Source organism: Alteromonas sp. ABH4_452 (assembly GCF_056311825.1).
Map to the genome: position 1 here is coordinate 2,176,975 of NZ_CM149973.1, position 23,539 is coordinate 2,200,513.

Consider the following 23,539-nt stretch of genomic DNA (forward strand, 5'->3'; position numbering starts at 1 on the left):
AGTTCTTAACCGAAGCGAAAAAGGCGACCAAAGGCCGCCCTAGCATTACTTTTTCAATAACTTATTCCATTGCATTTTCTGCTTGAGAGACAAAGTCTCCTGCAAAATCCATAACATGGAATATAACGCTTTGCTCATTAGTACCGTTGACGAGGAAAGCGCCAGGGCCTTTAGCATAAATGCCTACATCTTCACCCGAGTGTGTTTCCGAACCCAGTGGAATTAAGGCTTCTTGGTGATAGCCAGGTGCTGTAGTGTCGACATCAGTGATGTCTTTACGACCTGTATCAGGGCCTTCTAAATAAGCTGCGTCTGAGTTAGTAACGTCTCCCAGATTTCTAAAGCCTAGGCCATTTGTGTAGCCAAGTGTGGTGTATGGCGTACCGTCGGCAGCTGTAGCAGCTTCATCTGAACCTACGTTTACTACCTTGCCTAAAATCGGGTTGCCGCGCTTTGGATAACCAGCAATGGTAAAGACGTGCCCGTGGTCAGCGGTTACAATAATAAGTGTATCTTCATCATCAGTAAGCTTATCAGCAGCATCAACAGCTTCAGCAAAAGCGATAGTGTCATGAAGTGCCCCGTAAGCATTACCTGCGTGGTGAGCGTGGTCGATTCGACCGGATTCAACCATAAGGAAGAAACCTTCTTCATTGTTATCTAAAACTTTAATTGCTGCACTTGTCATTTCAGCGATAGAAGGTTCACCAGCAATGTCGTTGCCGCGGTCGGCTTCGTATTGCATGTGTGATTCGTTGAATAACGCAAACACCCTTTCAGTGGTTTCAGTATCCAAGCCGTCGAAACCAGACTGATCATAGATATAAACGCCGTTTTCGTACATGGCTTGCCACTCGGCAGTTAGGTCACGTCCATCTGTACGATCTCCCTCAATGCTGCTCGCCGCATCTGGGCTGTTGAACGCTTCGTCACGCGGCAAGAAGTGGCGACGTCCGCCCCCCATTACTACTTCAATGCCATCAATGTCTAGGCCTTCAAAGTTTGCTTCTAAGTTAGCTTCGAAATTAATTAGCTGGTCGGCAATGTCAGAACAACCCGCTGTAACCGCATCTTCTGGCATATCTGAAATGTCTTCCCAGTTGCGATCTGCTGATTTTGCATAGGTTGCTGCTGGCGTAGCGTGCGTAATACGGGCAGTAGAAATAATACCGGTAGACTTACCTGCAATTTCAGCGAGTTCTAGCGCCGTAACTAACTCGTTACCTGCAACGGTAGAACAATCACCGCGCTCAATATCTTCGTCTACGCCGATAACACCTACGTCAGTTTTTATGCCGCTCATCATCGCGGTCATTGTGCCTGCAGAATCCGGTGTTTGGGCATCAACGTTATAGGTTTTTGAAAGCCCAGAGAATGGGAATTTGTCAAAGCTAAGCTGGTTTTCTTCGCCCGCTAGGCCGTTCATCTGACCATCTAAAATACGCGCTGCGGTAACGGTAGAAACACCCATGCCGTCGCCGACAAACAAGATAACGTTTTTCGCTTTACCGCGTAGGTTCGCTACCATTGCGTCTAATTCTTCTCTAGAATTAACTGTGGCAGTAAACGCCGCATTTGATGACGCTGCACTTTCACCCGATGTTGCGTTCATCCAAACCGCTTTATTGTTTTCCACTTCGTTTTGAGCAGCCACAAACCACTCATTATTGAGGCTAGTGAGTAGTTCGCTATTGCTCACGCTGTTTACGCCAGGAACACAAACATAGCTTGTCGAAGTAATTTCACTATCACCAAGTGTGCCGTCAGCATCGGCGTCTAAGCCTGAGTCAATGCGAACACCCGAGTTAGGGCAGTTAGCATCGCCAACCGCTAATTCCGTTTGCACGGTAAGGCTTGTTAAACCGTTTTGACCGTCAGCGCCATCAGCACCAGGTGCGCCATCGTTACCATCGTCGCCTTCCAAGCTACACGCTGAAAGACCTGCTACTGCTACCGCAATTATACTTAATTTAAAAAGGTTCATATTCTTATCTCTACTTACTCGTTTACAAGGCCAAGCGCTTGATTAATCAAGTGGAAAACAACGTTTTGCTCTATTACGCCTTGCGCAAGCTGGCTTCCAGGTCCTTTGGCATGCAACGCAATGTCTTCTCCAGAGTGTGTTTCTGAACTAAGTGGAATAAGTGCTTCTTGGTGATATCCAGGCGTTGTTGTGTCGATATTGGTAATATCAACGCGACCTGCTGCGCTTTCTAATGCATACGTGGCATCAGAATTTGTTTCATCACCTAGGTTGCGGAAACCTAGACCGTTGGTGTAACCGAGTGTGGTGTATGGCGTGCCATCAGACGCTGTTGCAGGTTCGTCTGAACCCACGTTAACCACTTTGCCTAGAATGGGATTACCGCGCTTCGGATAGCCTGCGATAGTGAACACGTGTCCGTGGTCAGCCGTTACGAGGATTAATGTTTCAGAAGGATCGGTATTTTCAACCGCTGTCATTACTGCTTCTTCAAATGCTAGGGTATCGGTAAGTGCACCCGCCGCGTTGCCCGCATGGTGAGCGTGGTCAATACGGCCTGACTCAACCATTAAGAAAAAGCCGTTCTCGTTGTTATCAAGAATGTTAATTGCCGTTTCTGTCATCTCTGCAACTGATGGTTCGCCCGCGATGTCATTTCCACGGTCTGCTTCGTATTGCATATGCGACTCGTTGAAAAGACCGAATACACGTTCAACACTCTCCGTGTCTATCGCGTCAAAACCTGCTTGGTCATAAACATATACACCATTTTCGTACATGGTCTGCCATTCAGCCGTAAGGTCGCGATCATCGGTTCTATCACCTTCGACATCACTCACTGCATCAGGGCTATTGAATGCGGCGTCTTTTGGCAAGAAATGACGGCGACCACCGCCCATAGCAACCTCAATACCGTCAACGTCAACACCGGTGTAACGCGCTTCTAAATTGCTTTCAAAGTTCACTAGCTGGTCAGCAATGTCTAAGCAGCCATCGGTTACAGCGGCTTCTGGCATGTCGGAAATATCTTCCCAGTTGCGATCTGCTGACTTTGCGTAAGTTGCCGCAGGGGTAGCGTGAGTGATACGGGCTGTCGAAACAATACCTGTAGACAGGCCTTTTATTTCAGCAAGCTCTAGCGCAGTAATAACTTCATTGCCTGCAACGGTTGAGCAGTCACCGCGTTCAATATCTTCGTCAACGCCAATTACACCCACGTCAGTCTTTAGGCCCGACATCATAGCGGTCATAGTGCCCGCTGAATCTGGGGTTTGAGCATCTACATTGTAGGTTTTAACCAAGGCCGTATGTGGAAAGCTTTCAAAACTCAAATAACCTTCTTCACCAGGGTTACCCGCTAATTGACCTTTGTGAATTCTTGCTGAGGTGAGGGTTGAGATACCCATACCATCACCTACAAACAAAATAACATTCTTTGCTTTGAACTGATTATTGGTTTGTAACTTTGTATTTAGTTTTGATTGTGCGTCGGTAAACCAAGCGCTGTTAGTTTGGTGCTCGGGTAACACTGCCGCTTGAAGACTAGCAGAAACCGCTAGAGCAACAGCAGTACATGCCACTTTCCAGTTACGATTCATGATTTTTTCCTAAACGTATTGTTTGTATTGGTTGTGGTTTTGTCTAGACATCCAATCACTACCCATCATCATTCCTTGCATGGGGAGTGAATTGTTAAATCACGGAGAGCGTATGGAGAGAAGGTGACAATTCTTTGACATTTATATTACTGAACTGTCATAAATGTCACAAAACTGTATTTTGGAGAAATTTTACGGTCGATTGAAATTTGACAAAGCTTACGTTTTATAGTGAGTTAGAGGTAAAGAAGGGCACACATATAAAATATTATTAATGGTAATAAAAAAAGAGGTAGGACCATCTGTAAGTGTCAGATTTGCTTACTTAAAATTGTGATGTTGTAACATAGCTTCTGAGGGGGTAACCTTTAAAACACTACCTTGATCATACCAATCGCCGAGCACGATTCGAGTCGCAGGTTTGCCATTAGCTTCAAGGCTGTGAATGTTTGGTCTGTGTGTATGCCCGTGGATCATGCGCTGCACACCCCACTTTTCCATCACTTTCACTACCTCTTCTGGGGTAACATCCATGATATCTGGTTTAAGGTTTTGTTGCTTAGCCTTACTTTCCTTACGGCCATTATCGGCTACGCGTTGGCGATACCATAAAGGTAGGGCAAGCATTAGACGAGGCCACCACCAACCACGAGATTTTTTGCGAAACTTTTGATAAGCAACGTCGCGTGTACATAACTCGTCACCATGGGTCAGCAGGGTAGGTGTGCCGTACAAGTCTATGACCTCTTGTTCGTTTAACAAGATCATGCCTGCTTTTGATAGCCACTTTTCTCGTATGGCAAAATCGCGATTGCCGTGAATAAAGTAAATAGGGCAGTGCAGACTTACCTCTTTAAAGGCTGTCGCTATAGCAGTATTGAACGGGGTGACATTATCGTCGCCAATCCACACTTCAAATAAGTCACCAAGAACATATAGTGCATCAGCATTAATCGCGTCTTCTTTTAAGAAGCGCATTAAGCATTCTGTAATATCAGGGCGGTCGGCACTTAGGTGTAAATCAGCAATGAAGTAGGTGAACGACATAAATCTTCTTAAGTGTGGTCTAAAAAGCCGCGTTAACGTTCACGCGGCTTTAATATAACTAAAGGCTTGTTTTGAACAGCATGCCAGCCAAGCCAAAATTTAGTCAGGTGTTGTAATTATTATCTAAGCAGTTACTTATGCTACAACTGCTTTTTCAATGATCACTGGCTCAACAGGTACATCCTGATGGTAGCCGTTGTTACCGGTTTTAACCGCTTTGATCTTCTCTACCACGTCCATACCTTCAACCACTTTACCAAACGCGCAGTAGCCCCAACCGTTTACTGACTTACTAGTGTGGTCAAGGAAGTCGTTGTTGTTCACATTAATAAAGAATTGTGCTGTAGCTGAGTGTGGGTCTTGAGTACGCGCCATCGCGATTGTACCTACTTCATTCGCAACACCGTTGTCAGCTTCGTTTTCGATAGGCTCTTTAGTATCTTTCTGTTCCATATCAGGTGTAAAACCACCACCTTGAACCATGAAGTTGTTAATTACACGGTGAAAGATTGTGTTGTCGAAAAAGCCGTCTTCTACATAAGAAAGGAAGTTAGCGACTGTTTTAGGTGCTTTATCTTCAAAAAGCTCTAGGGTGATGTCACCGAAATTTGTTTTTAACGTAACCATTGTGGTTTGTCCTGTGTGTTAGCGTATATGTAAAGTGGGGGCATTTTAGCGCAAAACAGGTAGCTAGCGCAAAGAGCGGGTATGGCAAATAACAGCAATATCGCTGCAAATGGCTTGTACCATTTAAATCGTGACAGTGCTAAACTTTGCGCCCCAAAATTATGACAAATAGGAAATATAGACATGCTACATCTTTACAATACCCGAACCCGTGAAAAAGCGAAGTTTGTTCCGCTTCAAGAAGGGAAAGTGGGTTTGTATGTGTGTGGTATCACCGTTTATGACCTAAGTCATATGGGTCACGCCCGTACCTACCTAAGTTTCGATGTTTTAGTACGTTATTTGCGTCACCTTGGTTTAGATGTGAAGTATGTGCGTAATATCACGGATATCGACGATAAGATTATTGCTCGTGCCAATGAAAACGGCGAAAGCTTTGAAGCGCTGACTGCACGCACTATCGCTATGATGCACGAAGACTTTGCGGCAATTAACTTACTAGAGCCTGACGTTGAGCCGACAGTAAGTGGGCATATGGATGAGATCATTGAAATCATTCAGCGTCTAATGGACAAAGGCTACGCCTATCAAGCTAAAAGCGGCGATGTGCTATTCGACGTAAGCAAGTATGAAGATTACGGTAAGTTAAGCAAACAAGACTTAGAGCAGCTTAAAGCCGGTGCCCGGGTTGAAGTAGCGGCAGGTAAAGACGACCCGCTAGATTTCGTATTGTGGAAAACCACCAAACCTGGTGAGCCAGCGTGGCAGTCGCCATGGGGCGAGGGGCGCCCAGGCTGGCACATAGAGTGTTCTGCAATGAACCACAAGCACCTTGGTGCGCACTTTGATATTCACGGTGGTGGTTCGGATTTAACCTTTCCACACCATGAAAACGAAGTAGCCCAGTCGTGCTGCGCGTACGATACGCCATACGTAAACGTGTGGATGCATGCGGGTATGGTACAGGTAAATGATGAAAAAATGTCTAAGTCTTTAGGCAACTTTTTTACCTTGCGCGATGTGCTTAAAGAGCACGATTCAGAAACTTTGCGTTTCTTCTTGATGTCAGCGCATTATCGTAGCCAGTTAAGTTACTCTCAAGACAATATTACTCAAGCGAAGGCAGCCCTAGAACGTTTATATACTGCACTACGTGGCGTTGTAGTAGACGAAAGTACAGACCTTAGTTACGGCGGTTATTTAGCGCGTTTCGAAGCGGCCATGAATGATGACCTAAACGTACCTGAAGCGTTTTCTGTATTGTTCGATGTTGCTCGTGAGCTTAACCGCCAAAAAGACAACGCTGAAGAAGCGGGTAAACTGGCTGCGGTGCTAAAAGGTTTAGGCGCAATTTTGGGTATGCTACAGAGCGATCCTGACACCTACCTTAAAGGTGGCGAGGGCAACGATGACGAAGCAGCAGAGATTGAAGCCTTAATTAAACAACGTAACGATGCCCGTTCTGCTAAAGATTGGGCAGCCGCAGATGCTGCACGCGATGCGTTAAACGCAAAAGGCGTAGTGTTAGAAGATGGCCCAAGCGGCACTACGTGGCGTAAAGCCTAACTATCCGGAGTCGATAAGCATTTTTACAAGTTAGATAGATTGAAAAAGCCCACAGATGTGGGCTTTTTTGTATGGATTAAAAGCGCTTTTCTATACCCACTTCGAAGCGACGCTGTGCCCCAAACCAGCAGTTGTTGGTATCAAAACATGAACCTACATATTCTTTGTCGGTCAAGTTGCTTACACTACCCGTTAACCTCAGGTCATAGTCTGGCATGTCGTAAGTGACAACAGCATCGACTAAGGTGTATGAAGGCACTTGGTCAGAGTTGTACTTATCTGCCTGCGTTTCACCCACGTAACGTACGCCAGCGCCCACCATTAGACCATCTAAGTTGTCGTCAAACAGGTAGTTAGCCCACAATGAAGCACTTTCCTCGGCTACCCATACTGGCGTATTGCCCACTTCATCTGGGTCTAGCTCATTTTCTGTCACTTCCATATCTAAGAAAGTCGCATTAGCCTGAAGCGAAAGGGCAGGTGTGATATTTGTACTTAATTCTAGCTCAACACCTTCTGACTCAACTTCACCAGTTTGGGTACGCTGAGCAAAATCTGGCGTGTTCACTACAACATTTTGTTTAGTGAGAACAAAATAAGCACCGGTAAACGTAGTCGCGCCATCGCTTGATTGGAACTTAGTACCTACTTCAACTTGATCGGCGGTGGTCGGCTTGAAGGCTTCACCTGTTACCGAGTCTACGCCCGTTACAGGTTCAAAAGACTCTGAATAGTTCGCGTATACGCGCCAACCTGAATCGAAGTTATACATAGCGGCCACACGGCCTGAAAATTCATCTTGGTCAATCTCGGTAGTGCCACCGTATTCAAAACCGTCGTAAACATTTGCAGCGACATCAGTACTTTCAAAGTTATCATAGCGACCATTTAACAACACAGTGATGTTGTTAAACTGCATTTCGTTTTGAACATAAAAACCGAGTTGTTCAACATCAATTTTGTGATCTTCTTGGTAGAAATCGAGCGGTAGCGCGCTAACATCGAAAAGGTCGTTATCAATATTCACAAGGTTCAATGGCGGTGTATTCGTACCTAACGTATCGCGATAGGCTACTGTAGAATCAGAATCTTGATAGTCGACACCAAACAGAAGGTTGTGAACTAGTTCGCCAGTAACTATTTGCCCTGCAAGCTGGGTATCTACCGTTACACCATCGGTTTCTTCGTCGGTTAGATAGGCAGAGCGGTACAAATCGTTTTCAGCATCTAACACAGAGTGGTAAGTGTTGCGTTGAAGCGCTTCTGAATCTGTATATCTGAACTTTTGCAGTACTGACCAGCTATCTGTGATTTGGTGATTTAGTTTGTAGCCAAGCATAAGCACTTCGCGTGAAAAGCTATTCCAGTTTTCATCACCTGCGTAGGTACTTGGATCTAACTTACCAAACTGGTCGCTGTACAAGGAACCTTGTCCGGGAAGAGGAGTTGATGGAATCATCTCTGGGTCATCTTGGTAGTAGCCAGATAGTGTAAGTTCTGTATCGCTACTAATATCAACCGTAACAGAAGGCGCTATGGTGTAGCGCTCGGTCTCTGTCGTGTCTTGGAATCCGTCACGCTTTCTTCCTAGCATTACAAGTCTATAGCGAGCATTGTCAGTAAGTGCGCCCGCGGTGTCTAAACCTAGTTCAAACAGGCTGTCAGACCCCAACGCTGCTCTCACAAGAGTTTCATCTTCGTCTTTAGGGTATTTAGCCACTTGGTTGACCATGCCACCAGGTGGAACCAGACCGTACAGGGATGAGGCCGGACCTTTTAATATTTCCAGAGATTCAGTAGCAAACGCATCAACTTGAGGGTAAAGATTCCAACTATTATTGGTTAGAAGAGGTAAGCCATCGTAAAACGTTTGGTAAGTAGTAAAGCCACGAATAGTAAACTGGTCGAAAATAGTAATGGTAGGGCGGCTTTCAGTGGTAACACCAGAAACGTAACGAAGCGCTTTATTCACTGAATCGGCTTGACGAAGCTGCAATAAATCTTGATCAATAACGCTAATGCTTACAGGCGATTCAATAGGGCGAAGTGATGACTTTGTTGCAGTGCTTCTATAAGACTGCATAGGGTTTACTTCAATGCGTTCTAATTGTTCTTCTTCTTCAGTTTGCTGGGCAAATGTATTGCTTGAAGCAAAAACAGCTAACGCAATAGCAGACAATGAGAAAATAGTCTTTTTTGAAATACTAGGTTTCGCTAATGATGGCTTACTAGACGCCATAAATCCCTTCCTCTAATGATAGATATTAAGATATTGAACTTTAGTCTATCATTTGAAAGGTAATGATAATAGTTATTGTTAACTATTGAGGTTGTTGTTAATAATCGCCTAATCTATTGATTTACATCTGGCTTACTAGTGGGTATCGTCGACTCTTTTTCAGTTAAATGTGACTTCCAGCGCTGCTGTGCAACGTGCGCTTTTACAAGCTCTAAGCATTCATTTACAACGCTAAGCACTTCTTTATCTAGTGCGTCCGCAGTAGGAGTATAGTCGTGCATACCGACAGAGATGAAATGGTCGATGCGCTCTGCATCCAAGTCGCTTAACAGGTTTACTAGCGATGTGGTAACAATGTCGGTAACTGACTCTTCTAATGTATTTTCAATGGTTTTGCCGATAACAGGAAGGTAATGCAGCGAGGATACTTGTGCATTGCTTCTCACCGCTTTCCCCACGCTTTTTCGTACATGCTCTCGAATTACCTCGCCATGTTCTTCGCTTTGAATAGATTGGCCTAAATGGTTGATGACACCAGCCATCCACTGCGTTATGACGGGTCGACGAGGCGCTAGTACCTGTGCATTGATATCGTCTAATAAAGGCGAACCTGCTGAGATGTCTTTTTGCGCATCGCTTAGCACTTTAACAACAATCCGGTCGCTAAGTTCTTCAACAAACACGTCGTAATAAAAGGCAAAAAAGCGAAAGACGGCGGTTTGATTTAAATCGATAATTTCGAACTTGTGCAAGCGGTGTAGTATGGAGAATATTCGCAAGAAGCGGAATAGACGAGTAGGGCCCGTTGGGATTAAGCCAATAATGTCGTACCAGTGCAAAAACGGAAAGAAGTACCAGCGTAAATGCTCTTTACGAACAATAGCAACGGCCCAACGAAAGCAGAACTCGGTAAAGAATATGGCAATAAAAACTAAATCGACCAACAAAAAGTTGGCGTGAATAGGATCGTAAGCGTTAAGAAAGGCGGGGAAATATGTACCCAAAAGACCGTATACAAAATCGGTAGCATAAAGCGCATCGAAAATAAGCCACGCTAGATTTACAAACAGTATACCTAGCATGACTAAATCTAAAATTAACCAAGGCGTTTCGTGACTATTTCGCAGATTTTCTCGGTTAATTCTTAGCATTTCCATATCCTTTTCGTGATTTAACGTATGATATGACCGTTTAAAGGAAAACGCGTTAATGCTAATCTAGGCCGAGTCACTAGCTCGATGCGTTCAACCTTGTCACGTCTACATACAGTTTAAGTCTTTGACCGGGTTGCAGATAGCGCTTAGTGTTTAGCGAATTCCACTTGCCAATGTCACTTACCTTAACTTTGAACTTGCTGGCGATACGTGATAACGAGTCACCGTTTCTTACCGTGTAGGTTAGTTTTTTAGTAACCCCGGCTTGCGCTTTTCCTTTCTGCCAAATAACCAGAGCTTTTCCTGGTCGAAGCGTATCACCCGGTGCCATACCATTCCATTTAGCTAACTGCTTAGTACTTACTTTGTACTTACGCGCAATATCCCATAGCGTATCACCAGATTTAACGGTGTGACGCACTTTTTGCTGAGACGAGCTGCTATTTTGCAGACTGGCTAAACGTTCCTCTTGCGATAAGGTATAGCTGTCTAACTCTTGAAGCGCTACAGGTACCATTATCGCTTGACCGATTCTGATCATTGATGAGTCTAACTCATTTATTCTTTTCAGCACTTTCACTGTGGTGTGATATTGCTTTGCAATTTTACCTAAGCTATCGCCAGACTTAACGGTGTGACGTACCCAATTAAGACGCTCTTTTTGATCAATCTTAGCAAGGGCTTGCGAAAACGCAGCCGCTTTATCAAGGGGAAGTACTAAGCGGTGCGGACCATCTGGAGATGTGGCCCAGCGGTTGAACCCAGGGTTTAAACCGTGAAGTTCTTTTAAAGACATGCCAGCAAGTTCCGCCGCAAACGCTAAATCGACCTGAGAGCCAATATCGACCACCTCAATAACGGCTACGTTTTCTACCTCTGGCCAAGAGTACGCATATTCATCTTTGTTTTTAAGAATATCAGCAAGGGCTAATAACTTGGGCACATACGCACGGGTTTCTTTAGGTAAGTTTAAGTTCCAGAAGTCGGTAGGTTTTCCTGCACGTTTGTTGGCTTTAACCGCTCGTTGAACACGGCCTTCACCGCTGTTGTAGGCCGCTAATGCGTGCAGCCAATTACCGTCAAACATCTCATTTAAATAGGTAAGATAATCCAGTGCACCTTGTGTTGACGCAACAACGTCGCGGCGCCCGTCGTACCACCAGTTTTGGTCCATCCCAAACCGCTTACCGGTGCCTGGGATAAATTGCCACATACCGGCTGCTCGACCATGAGAATAGGCGAAAGGGTCGAATGCGCTTTCTACGATAGGCAAGAGAATTAGCTCCATCGGCATGTCACGCTTTTCAATTTCTTCTGCAATGTAATAAAGAAAGGGCTTGGCACGCTTAACCACGCGAGCCATATATTCTGGGTGCTTTAAATACCACTTTCTTTGGGCGTTCAGGCGTTTATTGTCAGGTATGGGTAAAGCAAAATTTGCGCTAGCACGTTCCCACACGTCAGTTACAACAGCCTGCGTATGCATGTCAGGTGTCGCGGTAAGTTCGACACCTTCTTCTAGCGTATCGTCATTTGGGTGCACGACTTCAACAACGCCATCTCTTGCTAACTCACAATCAGAAATAGCTTCTTCATTGCTATGAATGTCACTGCACGCTTCTAGCGAAGCATTTTCGTTACTTTCTAATTGTGCATTGTCACTATTATTATCTGTTATCTGACAACCCGTTAAACCTATCGCCAACAATAACGGCGATAGAGGGAAAAACTTCAACTGCATATATGAAGAAACCTCTTGGAGCACTGCAAACCGGCAATATTACGATAATCGGCTTACTTTTGCATCAAAACTCATCTTTCCAGCGGCGAACTGCAGCAAATACCGCTACATCGTCAGCCAGGTTATTTTCGCAATAGGCTTCGGCAGCAGTTTTCACAGAAAGTTCATGAGCTCGTAAAAATGGGTTTATGCTTTTTTGCTCTTTAAGGGTACTCGGTAAAGTGGGTTGATTCTGTTCTCGCTTAGTATTGACCCAATCTGCGTAGTCGTTTAGTGCCGTATTATCAGGCTCAACAGCAAGAGCAAATGCAACATTTGCTTGCGTATACTCGTGGGCGCCGTACACCTTGGTAGTGTCAGGTAATCGCTTTAACTTATTTAAAGAATGATGCATTTGCTCTGGAGAGCCTTCGAATAAACGCCCGCAGCCAGCGGAAAACAACGTATCACCACAAAATAGTGCGCCATGACCAAAAAACGCGATGTGATCTAGCGTGTGACCCGGCACCTCCATAACTTGCAGTGCCATTCTAAACACAGGAAGTGTTACGGTATCGCCCTGTGCCACCGATTTGGTAATACCTCTTATATGATTGCCTCTTGGCCCTATAACTGGTAAATCCGGTACAGTAGATACTAGCTTAGCAATGCCACCAGTATGATCTCTATGATGATGGGTAATAAGAACCGCACTAAGCAATAATTTATTAGCTTTAAGATAAGCCAATACAGGTTCAGCATCACCCGGGTCAACGACAATAGCGCTGTTACCGTTGTGAATGCACCAAATGTAGTTGTCAGTAAAAGCGGGGATAGGATGAATTGTTACTTCTGAAGGAAGCGTTTCTGCCGTCATAAGAGTACCTGCTTGTGTAGGTAGAATTATGCGTTACTATAGGGACTTGTGAACAGCAGAGCAACCTAAGAGCGCGCAGTGTTAATGAGATCGGCCTTTAGAGCCAAACCGCCTCGCTACCCGACAAGCTGGGACGATTTCCCCGCAGGTGAGTACATCCGCGATGCCGTGAATACCGTGTGTAGCGATTATGCTGAGCGCATATTTGGGTATCACTTTGCTAAGCTAGGCTCTTTAAGTGCCGAGATTAATTTAAACACTAGCCCTATTAGGCACCACATCAATCAAGTGCCCTTTGATAATCAATTTGGCTGCCAGTTAGACGGCAACACTGCATCTATTAACACCTCAGACAATAATGTTGAATCTTCACAGTCACTGGATGAAAGCCGCGAATCAACTATTAGCAGAGAAAATACCATTGTAGGGCAGTCGCATTCCTTACCTTTTTCTGAAAATAGTGTTGATGGCTTTCTATTGGCTAACGAGTTAGATTTCGCTCAAGACCCTCACGAGATATTAAGAGAGGTAGACCGTGTTATTACGCAAAACGGTTATGTCATCATCAGTGGCTTTAACCCATTAAGTCTTGCCGGTATCGCCAAGTTCCTACCCGTTAAGCGCGGAAATATTTTGCACGATGCACGTTTTTTTACATCCTATCGCATTAAAGATTGGCTTCAGTTACTTGGTTTTGAAATTGTTGAGCAGCGCCAAGTGCTTTTTTCTACGCTGTTTTTTCAGCAGCGGTGGAAAGGAGCCGCTAAGCTTCAGCACTATTTAGCATCTTACCTGCCTTGGTGCAGTGCGGTGTATGTAATACTTGCGAAAAAGCGGGTAATCCCAATGACGGCCATAAAACCTAAACGTAACTTAAAACCGCGCTTTTCAGCGGTGGGGGCTAGTGTAAGGACTTCCTCGGTAAATCGTACGCTGCGTTAGCGGTTTTAAATATATATGCCATGCGCACGTACAGCGGGCTAGGCTTTTAACTAAAAGGCTGTATCAAGCGTTAACCCTTTTAGAGATTTGCTAACTTGCTGTACCAGAACGCTAGGCTTTAGCGTTCACAAGCGAATTTGAAGGGGAGTGGGAGATAGCTTAGCAGCTATCTCCATATTAAGATTTTAATCGTCGCTTGCTTTATACAAATGCACATCTCGCTGCGGATAAGGGATGCTAATACCTTCTTCATCAAACGCTTTTTTAACCTTTTCCTGCATATCCCAGTAATAAGGCCACAAGTCATCTGTACCGACCCAAGGTCTAAACATCAGGTCGACTGAATTATCACCTAGTCCACCTACACAAATTCTAGGTGCAGGGTCGGTCAATGAGCGTTCGTCCTCTTCAAACAAACGCTGCAAAATATTCTTTGCTTTGTCGATATCGTCATCGTAGCCAATGCCAAAGGTCATGTCGCAGCGGCGTTTATCGTATACGCTAACGTTAGTTAATGTGGCGTTAGATAGGTTCCCGTTGGGAATAACAACACGCCTATTGTCAAAAGTGTTGATTACAGTATAGAGAATTTGTATTTCTGCTACAGACCCTAAATACCCTTCTGCTTCAATGGTGTCACCCACTTTGAAGGGTTTAAAAATCAGTATCAGCACACCGCCAGCAAAATTAGCAAGGCTGCCTTGCAATGCTAAACCAATAGCTAAACCTGCTGCCCCAACTACGGCGATAAATGAGGTGGTTTCAATACCTATCATAGAGGCAACAGAAATCAACAACATGACTTTTAAAACGGCACTAATAAGCCCGCATAAAAATTTGTTTAGTGTAGGGTCCTTTTTACCTATTCGGTGATCTAATAGGTTAACAAAACGATTTACTAACCAAAGACCCACCACCAGAGTAAGGATAGCCAATAGCAATTTGGGGGTGTAAGTCATCACCAGTGATATGGCTTTTTCGGTTAATTCCGATAAATCGATATTAGTCCCGAACAAATCTTCCATAAATACCTCTTTCAATGATTAAACACCGTGACTACGTTATAGAAAGAATGATAGATCGCCTTAAATTACAACGAGTGGAAATGTCCCTTTGATGGTTTGCGGTTGTTAGCTTATTTTGCGATAGGGCGATAGGGCAACATGGAAAAAGGGAAATAACAAGTTACGGAGCAGATTAAAGACTGGGTTAGTAATGATTGAGTTAGATGATGCTGAGGGCGGAACAATGAGCTTGCACGACGATGGAAATGTACCTTCAACCTAACTATACGATTTTGGGCTACATGAATCAGAGAACTCTATTATCAGCTAAACAAAAAAGGTGACATTCCGTCGCTTTAAAGCGCTGAATGTCACCTTTCTTCAATGTTGAACGTTATAAGGTTTACTTAACGCGCATACCAGGCTTTGCACCTTCGTGCGGCTCAAGAATATATAGTTCGTCGCCACCTGGGCCTGCCGCTAACACCATGCCTTCACTTAAACCGAAACGCATCTTACGAGGTGCTAAATTTGCCACCATCACCGTATGCTTACCGATCAGAGCTTCAGGCGAGTAGGCCGACTTAATACCAGCAAAAACTTGCTTAGTTTCGCCGCCCAAATCTAGCTCCAAACGTAAAAGCTTGTCTGCTTTTTCTACGTGTTCTGCGTTAGCAATACGGGCAATACGTAAATCTACTTTCGCGAAATCATCAAACGAGATAGTGTCGCTAATAGGGTCTTTAGCAAGCGGGCTGTCTGGGTCGATAGCTGGCGCTGCTGGCGCTAGGCTTTCTTTTGAATCTTCAACCATGGCGTCGATTTTCTCCATTTCTACACGCTGCATCATCGGCTTAAATTTGTTGATGGCGTGGCCTTTTAATAAGGTTTGCAGTGAATTCCAGTCGAACTTGTCGTTTAGGAATTCTTCTGCTTTTTCTGCAAGTACAGGAAGCACAGGCTTCAAGTAAATCACCAACAGACGGAACATGTTGATACCTAGCGAGCACACATCGTGTGTGAACTGCTGCTTAGTCTCGTCTTTAATGGTTACCCAAGGTGCATTGTTGTCGATGAACTGGTTCGCTTTATCAGCAAGGGCCATAATTTCACGCACAGCTTGGTGGTACTTACGCTTCTCAAATAGTGCAGCAATGTTCTCTGATGCGTTTTGGAACTCAGCAATCAGTTCTGGTTCTATCACGTTTTCAGACAGCTTTCCGTCAAAACGCTTAGTGATAAAGCTTGCACAGCGGCTTGCAATGTTAACCACTTTACCTACTAGGTCTGAATTCACTTTTTGTGCGAAGTCAGTAAAGTTAAGGTCGATGTCGGTAACACCGTCGCCTAACTTAGACGCAAAGTAGTAACGCAGATATTCTGGGTTCAAATGGTCAAGGTAAGTACGGCCTTTAATAAAGGTACCGCGCGACTTTGACATTTTCGCACCGTTTACGGTTACAAAACCGTGTATGTTCACGCCCGTAGGCTTGCGGTATCCCGCGCCTTCTAGCATGGCAGGCCAGAATAGGCAGTGGAAATAAGTAATGTCTTTACCAATAAAGTGGTACAGTTCAGCGTCAGAATCGGCTTTCCAAAAATCGTCAAATTCTAGGTTATTCTGGTCGCAGAAGTTTTTGAAACTAGCCATGTAGCCAACTGGCGCATCTACCCACACGTAGAAGAACTTGTTCGGCGCACCTGGAATTTCAAAACCGAAGTAAGGCGCATCACGGCTGATATCCCACTGCTGAAGACCTTCAGTGAACCACTCTTGTAGCTTGTTTGCCATTTCTTCTTGCAGGGCACCTGAGCGGATCCACTCTTTTAACATGCCTTCAAATTTTGGCAGGTCAAAGAAGAAGTGCTCAGACTCACGTAGTACTGGTGTAGCACCCGATACAACGCTGCGCGGGTTCTTTACTTCTGTTGGGCTATACGTTGCGCCACATAAGTCACAGCTATCGCCGTTTTGATCTTCTGCGCCACAGCTTGGACAAGTACCCTTAACGAAACGATCTGGCAGGAACATTTCTTTTTCAGGGTCGAACAGCTGGTTAATAGTGCGCTTGCTAATGTAACCCGCGTTATCTAAACGTGTGTAAATTTCTTCACACAACGCCTTGTTTTCTGGCGAATGGGTTACATAGTAATTGTCGTAATCAACGTGAAAATCAACAAGGTCTTGATGGTGTTCAGCACGGGTTCTAGCCACCATTTCTTCTGGTGTAATGCCAAGCTCTTGGGCTTTAAGCATAACCGGTGTACCGTGTGCATCGTCGGCGCAAACACTGTAACATTCGTTTCCGCGAAGGCGCTGAAAACGAGTCCAGATGTCGGTTTGAATGTGTTCTAGCAAATGACCTAAATGAATAGAACCATTTGCGTATGGCAACGCACTGGTTACCAGAATTCGGCGTTTTTCTGACATAATGACGTTATTGATTCTTTGCGTTTCAAAATGGCTGCAAATACTAGCGGAAAACCGCGTTTTTTGCATCTCGTAATTCACACAATTCTACCACTAGTAAGGCATTTTATGTTCTTTTCTCGCAAAGCAGAGCCGCTAACGCAAAAGGTTGCTGCTATTTTAGCCAAGTATTTCTCGCTAGACGTAGACGATACCTTGCCTTGGTGTGCTTTTAGTCAGCCAGAAAATGAAGATGCAGGCGTTACAGTTACTTTGCCATTTTGCATTGCTACACAGTTAGACATGCTTAAACAAGAAGCGCTTAATCAGCTTAAGGGTAAGTTAGATGCCGATAAGCTTACTTTTAAGCAAAACGTTGCCAGTGGCGACACTGAAGTTGCCCCTGTTACTAATATCAAAAATATTATTGCGGTAGCCTCGGGTAAAGGTGGTGTGGGCAAATCTACAACCAGTATCAACCTTGCATTTGCACTTATGCAAGAAGGCGCGAAAGTTGGCATTTTAGACGCCGATATTTATGGGCCGTCTATTCCCATTATGTTGGGCAACCCCGATGCACACCCTGAAAGTGAAGACAATAAGCACATGCAGCCGCTTATGGCACATGGGCTGGTAGCAAACTCTATCGGTTATTTAGTACCGCAAGAAGACGCGGCAGTATGGCGCGGCCCCATGGCAAGCAGGGCATTAAAGCAGTTGCTAGATGAAACCCTATGGCCTGTGCTTGATTACTTAATTGTAGATATGCCGCCAGGGACAGGTGATATTCAGCTTACGATGGCGCAACAAGTTCCACTAACCGCTTCTGTGGTAGTGACTACGCCCCAGGACTTAGCGCTAGCCGATGCCCAAAAAGGCATAAGCATGTTTGAAAAGGTCAATGTGCCAGTACTTGGGCTTATCGAGAACATGAGCTATTACCAATGCAGAGCCTGCGGCACCAAAGACTATGTATTTGCAAAAGACGGAGGGGAAGCGCTTGCCGAACGTCATGGGCTTCCGCTTTTAGGTCAGCTACCCCTTGATATTCATATCCGCGAGCATGGTGATGCCGGCATGCCTTTATTAATTTCCTCGCCTGAAAGTGCCTTAAGTGAAAGCTACCGTGAAGCTGCGCGGGCATTGTCTATGCAATTAGCCCTTACCGTTGAACCACGCAAAGGAGCGGTTAAACACATTAAAGGCGACCCAATTGGCATTCTTGGGAAAGATTGAGAAAGAGTAGGGTTTAGTAATAACAGGTAGCGCACAATAGTGATGTACGTTTAGTTTAAAGCCTAGTTAGATGCTGAACCAAAGAAAAATAGAGGCAGGTTTTGGCACTTAAATTCAAAATTAGCTAAAACTTTATAAAAATTGCGCAAAAGCAGATAAAACAAGCCTTTGAGCAGTTGAATGCATGCGGTGACATACGCATAATAGCGGCCTAACGAAATGAGGAATACACCATGCGCTTGTGCGACCGCGATATCTACCAACATCTTCAAGATGGGAAAATAAAAATTGAGCCTACACCTAACTATGATCAGGTTAGCGGTGTAACGGTAGATATCCGCCTTGGTAACAAATTTCGCGTGTTTGAAGACCATCAAGCGCCGTTTATCGATTTAAGTGGCCCAAAAGCACAGGTTCAAGAAGCGCTGGACCACGTAATGAGCGACGAAATTGAACTAGAAGAGGGTAAAGCGTTCTTCTTGCACCCGGGCGAGTTGGCACTAGCTATAACCTACGAATCAGTAACGCTGCCAGACAATATCGTTGGTTGGTTAGACGGGCGTTCTTCACTGGCGCGTTTGGGCTTAATGGTTCACGTAACAGCCCATCGCATCGACCCAGGTTGGTCGGGCAATATCGTTCTTGAGTTTTACAACAGTGGTAAGTTACCGCTGGCGCTTCGCCCTAAAATGAAAATAGGGGCACTTAGCTTTGAGGTGTTATCAGCCCCAGCTGAAAAACCTTACAACGCCAGAGTTGATGCGAAATATAAAGATCAAGCCGGTGCAGTTGCCAGCCGTATTTCGTCAGACGACGAAAGTAAGTAAAACAACTAAAAAATAACTTTTTTGGAAAAGCCTCGTGCGTTTCCCGCTAATTACTGATAGAAAATATAAGAGCAATAATTAGGGCCTATAGCTAAGGCCCTAGCACTTATAATAAAGCGATTAGTAACGGGAAGCGCAATGCACACAAACCCTGAACCTTCTTCAGATATTCAACAACGAAAGCCAACACGTAAGAACAGCATTGTTCTTTTCGCGTTTATCGCCTCTGTTCTTAGCGGTATGGGCCTGTGGGCTATAAATCAGCCTAGCGAAATTATATTTACCGCTGCGATCACTCTTTTTGTGGCCGTACTTTGGGTAACCGAAGCGCTGCCCATTCCCGCTACTTCGCTTCTGCCATTCGCGTTATTTCCATTATTCGGCGTACTGTCACACAGTGAAGCTGCGTCTGCCTTAGGAAGTCATGTCATTATATTGCTAATGGCGGCTTTCATGCTTTCAAAAGGGCTTGAACGTGCCAACTTACACAAGCGATTTGCTATTTACATGCTGCGTGTAACAGGCAGCGGCAGCCCGCTCAAGCTCGTGCTAGGCTTCATGTTAACAACCGCCGTTCTTAGTATGTGGATTAGTAACACCGCCACGGTGTTAATGATGTTGCCAATGGCCATTGCCATTATCAATGCGGTTAATAACCCAAGATTTGGCGTCGCCCTTATTCTGGGTATTGCTTATTCAGCAAGTTTAGGTGGGGTAGGGACGCCTATTGGCACACCGCCGAATATTATCTTCATGAGCGTGTATGAAGAAACGCAGGGTATGGAATACAGCTTTATCGAATGGATGAAAACTGGCGTACCGATAGTCGTTTTAGGTGTGCCTATTATGGCCTTGTGGTTGGCACGCGGAATTAAAGAAGTGGGCAACATCGATTTGCCTGTACCTTGTGCATGGTCAAAAGCAGAAAAGCGTGTACTTGCCATTTTCGGTACGGTAGCAATGGCGTGGATCTTCAGACCTTTTTGGACCGCTTGGATAGGCGTGACCACCATCAGTGATAGCACTATAGCCGTTGCAGGTGTTGCAGCTATGTTTTTCACCAATAGCGGCAATGACAATGGCGAAGTAGACGCTAAAGGTAACAACGACAAGCTGCTCGATTGGAAAACCGCTAACGATATTCCTTGGGGAATGTTACTTTTGTTTGCAGGTGGCATTTGTATTGCGAAAGCGTTTATGTCTTCAGGCTTAAGCGTGCTGATGGGCTCTTGGTTAACAGGGCTCGCTACCTTGCCTGTGTTATTGCTAGTACTGGGTATTTGCTTATTCGTGACTTTCCTAACGGAAATTACTTCTAATACCGCAACATCTACCTTGCTAATGCCAATATTGGCGGCAGCGGGGTTGGCAGTGGGCGTTGACCCTAAGTTACTAATGATTCCTGCGGCAATTAGCGCAAGCTGTGCTTTTATGTTGCCTGTAGCAACAGCGCCTAACGCCATTGCGTACTCAACTGAAAAGTTTGATATTAAAACAATGGCAAGAGAAGGAATAATGCTGAACGTGCTGGTGGCGTTAGTGGTAACTGCGGTGTGCTACGTTACCTTGGCCTGATATAAAATAGCGTGCAACTAGGTGTTTTAATGTAGAATTTTACAAAGATGGTTAGCAATTGAGCGCTTAAACAGGCTTATTGCTAAATTCCGTTGCATTGTGAACAAATTTGAGTAGACTAACTCGCTCTTTCGGTCGGTGTGTAGCGCAGCCTGGTAGCGCACTGTCATGGGGTGTCAGGGGTCGGAGGTTCAAATCCTCTCACACCGACCAACTTCTCTCTTCTAAGTGACACCCAAAGCCTTATCTGGCTTACTCTACAGCAAACCTTAAAGTCAAACTTCAAGACAACACACAGAACTCACATCCACCTTGATATTAGCTAAATTTGTGAACGTTCACAATCTTGTTCACACTTGCGAGTTTGACGTAAATATATTTGAAGTTAAGCAAGCAGCATGGATTAAATAGTCAGGTGAGTGTCAATTAGGGGGAAGTCTAAAATCTCTCTCCAAGAAGAAACCTTTTGTTAGAGTTCCAGAAAACCTGCATTTCATGTTTCTTGTGAGCAGGATTCAACTGTGTCATCTGATTTAAATCATTTCCATGGAGAAGAAAAACTACCGGAGGTCTTGCTGTAGCGTTTATGGATGTATATTTATTCTTACTCTTTCGGACACAAGGTGATTCAATTTCACTCGCTCCATGGTAAATCCTCAATAGCTCAATATGTAGGCTATATACTGTGAACTGTTTGAATTACAGAGCGTTTTAGTCGATATTTCTACTCTGCCGCTCGCCGAGTGCCCTTTAGCGTTAATCAGTCGCTGATGACTGCGCATTGCTTGTAGTTACTACAGCAGAAACTTATTGCTGAATAAACTGAATTTGTTAATCCATATTTCGAAAGCCACTCTTCCGTCGAGGGAGTTACAGTGGCCGTTGGCAATAAACCGAGGTCTACATTTCTGTATTCTATCTTTCCACACTCAAATAAGGGCAAGGTTGATTGTCTTATACAAGAGGGCTACTCTCAATGCTCCTTAATGCCTAATAACTGAGCGCCTCGTACGAATTATGGTGATACAACTTCAAATGAATGGCGGGTTCAAATTGACATAATCTTGTTCTCTTCTTTAGTTCAATAGCATGTGTAGGTTCAAATATCTCTTCCAATTTCTAAGTCAAACAACGAATATCAAAATGATTGATAGCTTGTTGGAATGAAAGAAGAAGGAATTGTCGGCATTGGAACTTGATTATCGCCCCCTGACGATGTTAATGATTCATCGTAGAAGTAGACACCATTTGCTTTCAGGTAACTAAAATTTACATCTGTAGCAACGAAGTCAATGCCGCCTGGATTCGGAAGCCAGCCTTTGTAGTTTGCTTCATATACCAGTAACCAATGTTCATCATAAAGTCCAGATGCGTTCATAAAAGACTCCCAAAGCGTAGTGTCTAATGTTTTGGTTAGTAAGCCTTTTGAGCGGCAGTCGAGGGCTAATAAAGCTATACATGAGTCATCACACTGAGAAATCAGGTCCACGCTTTTATCTGTTATTTTAAGTTGCAGCACTAAACATCCCCAGAGTGCATTTGCAACTTCACTAGAATGCTTTAATGGCGCATGAGTTTCGATAAGACTATTTAATACGTCTTGAATTTCGTTACTTAATGGAGGCATGCCCAAATTTATACGGCTAATTATTTGCTCTAGCGCATATGGTAATGTGGCCGGTTCCGGAGCTATGCATAATAAAATTAGTCTTTGAAATAAATCCCAATTGTTTGAATGTATAGTTACAGAGCGAAGTCTAGCAATGGCAAACTGAAGAACCGGTTCATCTTTGTTCGCTTTGCTTATTTCGAAGACATATGAAAAATAGTCTTCCAAGTCATTTGCTTGACTTTTAACCGACGATCTAAAGGAGAAGTTTTTAAGCTCGCGAACCCAGTTGCTCTCTAGCGCTGAGGGTAGTTCAATTACTTTTGTCTTTTTGGGGTTCAGAGCTAGCTCGTAATCCGATAAACAAGCCTCAAGTTGATGAAACGCTTCTTCTGCTTCTGTTCTAGTTTTGAAACTTAATTCGTAATCGTCGATAAATCTATGGCCTTTTACTGAACTCGATTTCGTAAGTAAAGACTCATCACACTTATTCATTATTAATTCAGCCAAAACTAGAGATGTGTCGGGGCCAATAGGGATTCCAATAGTCTGTCCGTCCTGCCCTTGGCGAACTAGGAAGTCCAACTTGTTCCCTAATAAGTTGAATTTTTTATTTGTCTTTGCTTTGGCTTTTGTATGGAGCGCCCAGGGAATTGAGTGAGTATAAATACTGTGGTAGAAGCGACTGATATCAGTGAACAAGACATAGCGGCTTCCAACTCTTGATTTTACAGCTAATGCTACTCTGTCGTTATGAGAATATTTTCCATCAATTGCTCGGCCTTTTGATTTTTGCACTGGCGAGGTTGCTGCAAGTTTTGACATGTGGGTTGCTGTTTCGAGCACCCTCCAGTTACTTTGAATCTCTCTCGCAAGCAAATAGAAGAGTACGGGATTACATATACTAAGTTTTCGTCTAAGAAGACCACCTCGAGCATGTGAGTATTTGCAGATTTTGGCTTTGGGAATTTTGGTTCTATTTGTAATGTTCTTAGCGAAGTCACCCTCTATTGTTACTGCACTCGAGGTTAAAAGGTTGGAGAATGTCTCGGTAACAAACGGAGCTGGTAGCTCTTTCGGGAAATACCCTCTTTTCAAAATATCCTTTAAAGGCATCTAAATTC

Annotated in this window: 16 protein-coding genes and 1 tRNA gene; 6 read left to right on the forward strand and 11 right to left on the reverse strand. The window is 44.4% G+C overall.

The genetic code is table 11. The annotated features are described in order from the left end of the window. Positions 1–61: 61 nt before the first annotated feature. From ACYX4N_RS09300 to ACYX4N_RS09315, 4 genes are all read right to left on the reverse strand, one after another. A complete protein-coding gene (locus ACYX4N_RS09300; protein WP_476056352.1) occupies positions 62–1,984 on the reverse strand; it encodes an alkaline phosphatase in 1,923 nt (640 codons plus the stop codon). 14 nt (positions 1,985–1,998) lie between these two features. Beyond that, positions 1,999–3,582, reverse strand: a complete 1,584-nt coding sequence (locus tag ACYX4N_RS09305) for an alkaline phosphatase (protein ID WP_476056353.1) — start codon at positions 3,580–3,582, stop codon at positions 1,999–2,001. 321 nt (positions 3,583–3,903) lie between these two features. Then, a complete protein-coding gene (lpxH, locus tag ACYX4N_RS09310; protein WP_476056354.1) occupies positions 3,904–4,629 on the reverse strand; it encodes a UDP-2,3-diacylglucosamine diphosphatase in 726 nt (241 codons plus the stop codon). Positions 4,630–4,764: 135 nt separating this feature from the next. Further along, positions 4,765–5,256 (reverse strand): peptidylprolyl isomerase, encoded by a 492-nt coding sequence (locus ACYX4N_RS09315; RefSeq protein WP_476056355.1) that lies wholly within the window; start codon positions 5,254–5,256, stop codon positions 4,765–4,767. 183 nt (positions 5,257–5,439) lie between these two features. Between ACYX4N_RS09315 and cysS the strand changes: the two genes are divergently transcribed. Beyond that, entirely contained in the window at positions 5,440–6,822 is a 1,383-nt protein-coding gene (cysS, locus tag ACYX4N_RS09320) for a cysteine--tRNA ligase (protein WP_476056356.1), read from the forward strand. Between the two features lie 76 nt (positions 6,823–6,898). Here the strand turns inward: cysS and ACYX4N_RS09325 are convergent, their stop codons facing one another. From ACYX4N_RS09325 to gloB, 4 genes are all read right to left on the reverse strand, one after another. Next, entirely contained in the window at positions 6,899–9,061 is a 2,163-nt protein-coding gene (locus tag ACYX4N_RS09325; RefSeq protein ID WP_476056357.1) for a TonB-dependent siderophore receptor, read from the reverse strand. A 113-nt stretch (positions 9,062–9,174) separates the two neighbouring features. After that, a complete protein-coding gene (locus ACYX4N_RS09330; RefSeq protein WP_476056358.1) occupies positions 9,175–10,212 on the reverse strand; it encodes an ion transporter in 1,038 nt (345 codons plus the stop codon). 79 nt (positions 10,213–10,291) lie between these two features. Beyond that, positions 10,292–11,956 carry a LysM peptidoglycan-binding domain-containing protein gene (locus ACYX4N_RS09335; RefSeq protein ID WP_476056359.1) on the reverse strand — a complete coding sequence of 555 codons (1,665 nt, stop codon included), beginning with the start codon at positions 11,954–11,956 and terminating at the stop codon, positions 10,292–10,294. A gap of 64 nt (positions 11,957–12,020) precedes the next feature. Continuing rightward, complete coding sequence (gene gloB / locus ACYX4N_RS09340; RefSeq protein WP_476056360.1) at positions 12,021–12,812, reverse strand: hydroxyacylglutathione hydrolase; 792 nt, start codon at positions 12,810–12,812, stop codon at positions 12,021–12,023. 84 nt (positions 12,813–12,896) lie between these two features. Here gloB and ACYX4N_RS09345 point away from each other — a divergent pair, with 84 nt between their 5' ends. Continuing rightward, positions 12,897–13,754 carry a class I SAM-dependent methyltransferase gene (locus ACYX4N_RS09345; protein WP_476056433.1) on the forward strand — a complete coding sequence of 286 codons (858 nt, stop codon included), beginning with the start codon at positions 12,897–12,899 and terminating at the stop codon, positions 13,752–13,754. A gap of 185 nt (positions 13,755–13,939) precedes the next feature. Here the strand turns inward: ACYX4N_RS09345 and ACYX4N_RS09350 are convergent, their stop codons facing one another. Together ACYX4N_RS09350 and metG are read right to left on the reverse strand one after the other, a co-directional pair. Further along, the gene (locus ACYX4N_RS09350; protein ID WP_476056361.1) at positions 13,940–14,779 is read right to left on the reverse strand and encodes a mechanosensitive ion channel family protein; all 840 of its coding nucleotides are present in this window, start codon (positions 14,777–14,779) and stop codon (positions 13,940–13,942) included. 382 nt (positions 14,780–15,161) lie between these two features. After that, positions 15,162–17,189, reverse strand: a complete 2,028-nt coding sequence (metG, locus tag ACYX4N_RS09355) for a methionine--tRNA ligase (protein WP_476056362.1) — start codon at positions 17,187–17,189, stop codon at positions 15,162–15,164. A 108-nt stretch (positions 17,190–17,297) separates the two neighbouring features. On the opposite strand from metG, the gene apbC reads away from it, so the two are divergent. The 4 genes from apbC (at position 17,298) to ACYX4N_RS09375 (ending at position 21,019) form a co-directional block, all read left to right on the forward strand. Then, entirely contained in the window at positions 17,298–18,404 is a 1,107-nt protein-coding gene (gene apbC / locus ACYX4N_RS09360) for an iron-sulfur cluster carrier protein ApbC (protein WP_476056363.1), read from the forward strand. Positions 18,405–18,637: 233 nt separating this feature from the next. Next, a complete protein-coding gene (gene dcd / locus ACYX4N_RS09365) occupies positions 18,638–19,231 on the forward strand; it encodes a dCTP deaminase (RefSeq protein ID WP_476056364.1) in 594 nt (197 codons plus the stop codon). A 138-nt stretch (positions 19,232–19,369) separates the two neighbouring features. Next, positions 19,370–20,806, forward strand: a complete 1,437-nt coding sequence (locus ACYX4N_RS09370; RefSeq protein WP_476056365.1) for an SLC13 family permease — start codon at positions 19,370–19,372, stop codon at positions 20,804–20,806. 136 nt (positions 20,807–20,942) lie between these two features. Then, positions 20,943–21,019 (forward strand) — tRNA-Pro (locus ACYX4N_RS09375). A 925-nt stretch (positions 21,020–21,944) separates the two neighbouring features. Here the strand turns inward: ACYX4N_RS09375 and ACYX4N_RS09380 are convergent. After that, entirely contained in the window at positions 21,945–23,531 is a 1,587-nt protein-coding gene (locus tag ACYX4N_RS09380; protein WP_476056366.1) for an RNA-directed DNA polymerase, read from the reverse strand. Positions 23,532–23,539: the final 8 nt, after the last annotated feature.

What these genes read in the sequence shown, in the direction of transcription:
- ACYX4N_RS09335 (WP_476056359.1), bottom strand. Translation starts at nt 11,956, where the DNA reads ATGCAGTTGAAGTTTTTCCCTCTATCGCCGTTATTGTTGGCGATAGGT.
- ACYX4N_RS09350 (WP_476056361.1), bottom strand. Translation starts at nt 14,779, where the DNA reads ATGGAAGATTTGTTCGGGACTAATATCGATTTATCGGAATTAACCGAA.
- dcd (WP_476056364.1), top strand. Translation starts at nt 18,638, where the DNA reads ATGCGCTTGTGCGACCGCGATATCTACCAACATCTTCAAGATGGGAAA.
- ACYX4N_RS09330 (WP_476056358.1), bottom strand. Translation starts at nt 10,212, where the DNA reads ATGCTAAGAATTAACCGAGAAAATCTGCGAAATAGTCACGAAACGCCT.
- ACYX4N_RS09325 (WP_476056357.1), bottom strand. Translation starts at nt 9,061, where the DNA reads ATGGCGTCTAGTAAGCCATCATTAGCGAAACCTAGTATTTCAAAAAAG.
- ACYX4N_RS09380 (WP_476056366.1), bottom strand. Translation starts at nt 23,531, where the DNA reads ATGCCTTTAAAGGATATTTTGAAAAGAGGGTATTTCCCGAAAGAGCTA.
- ACYX4N_RS09305 (WP_476056353.1), bottom strand. Translation starts at nt 3,582, where the DNA reads ATGAATCGTAACTGGAAAGTGGCATGTACTGCTGTTGCTCTAGCGGTT.
- ACYX4N_RS09300 (WP_476056352.1), bottom strand. Translation starts at nt 1,984, where the DNA reads ATGAACCTTTTTAAATTAAGTATAATTGCGGTAGCAGTAGCAGGTCTT.
- apbC (WP_476056363.1), top strand. Translation starts at nt 17,298, where the DNA reads ATGTTCTTTTCTCGCAAAGCAGAGCCGCTAACGCAAAAGGTTGCTGCT.
- ACYX4N_RS09315 (WP_476056355.1), bottom strand. Translation starts at nt 5,256, where the DNA reads ATGGTTACGTTAAAAACAAATTTCGGTGACATCACCCTAGAGCTTTTT.
- cysS (WP_476056356.1), top strand. Translation starts at nt 5,440, where the DNA reads ATGCTACATCTTTACAATACCCGAACCCGTGAAAAAGCGAAGTTTGTT.
- metG (WP_476056362.1), bottom strand. Translation starts at nt 17,189, where the DNA reads ATGTCAGAAAAACGCCGAATTCTGGTAACCAGTGCGTTGCCATACGCA.
- ACYX4N_RS09345 (WP_476056433.1), top strand. Translation starts at nt 12,897, where the DNA reads ATGAGATCGGCCTTTAGAGCCAAACCGCCTCGCTACCCGACAAGCTGG.
- gloB (WP_476056360.1), bottom strand. Translation starts at nt 12,812, where the DNA reads ATGACGGCAGAAACGCTTCCTTCAGAAGTAACAATTCATCCTATCCCC.
- ACYX4N_RS09370 (WP_476056365.1), top strand. Translation starts at nt 19,370, where the DNA reads ATGCACACAAACCCTGAACCTTCTTCAGATATTCAACAACGAAAGCCA.
- lpxH (WP_476056354.1), bottom strand. Translation starts at nt 4,629, where the DNA reads ATGTCGTTCACCTACTTCATTGCTGATTTACACCTAAGTGCCGACCGC.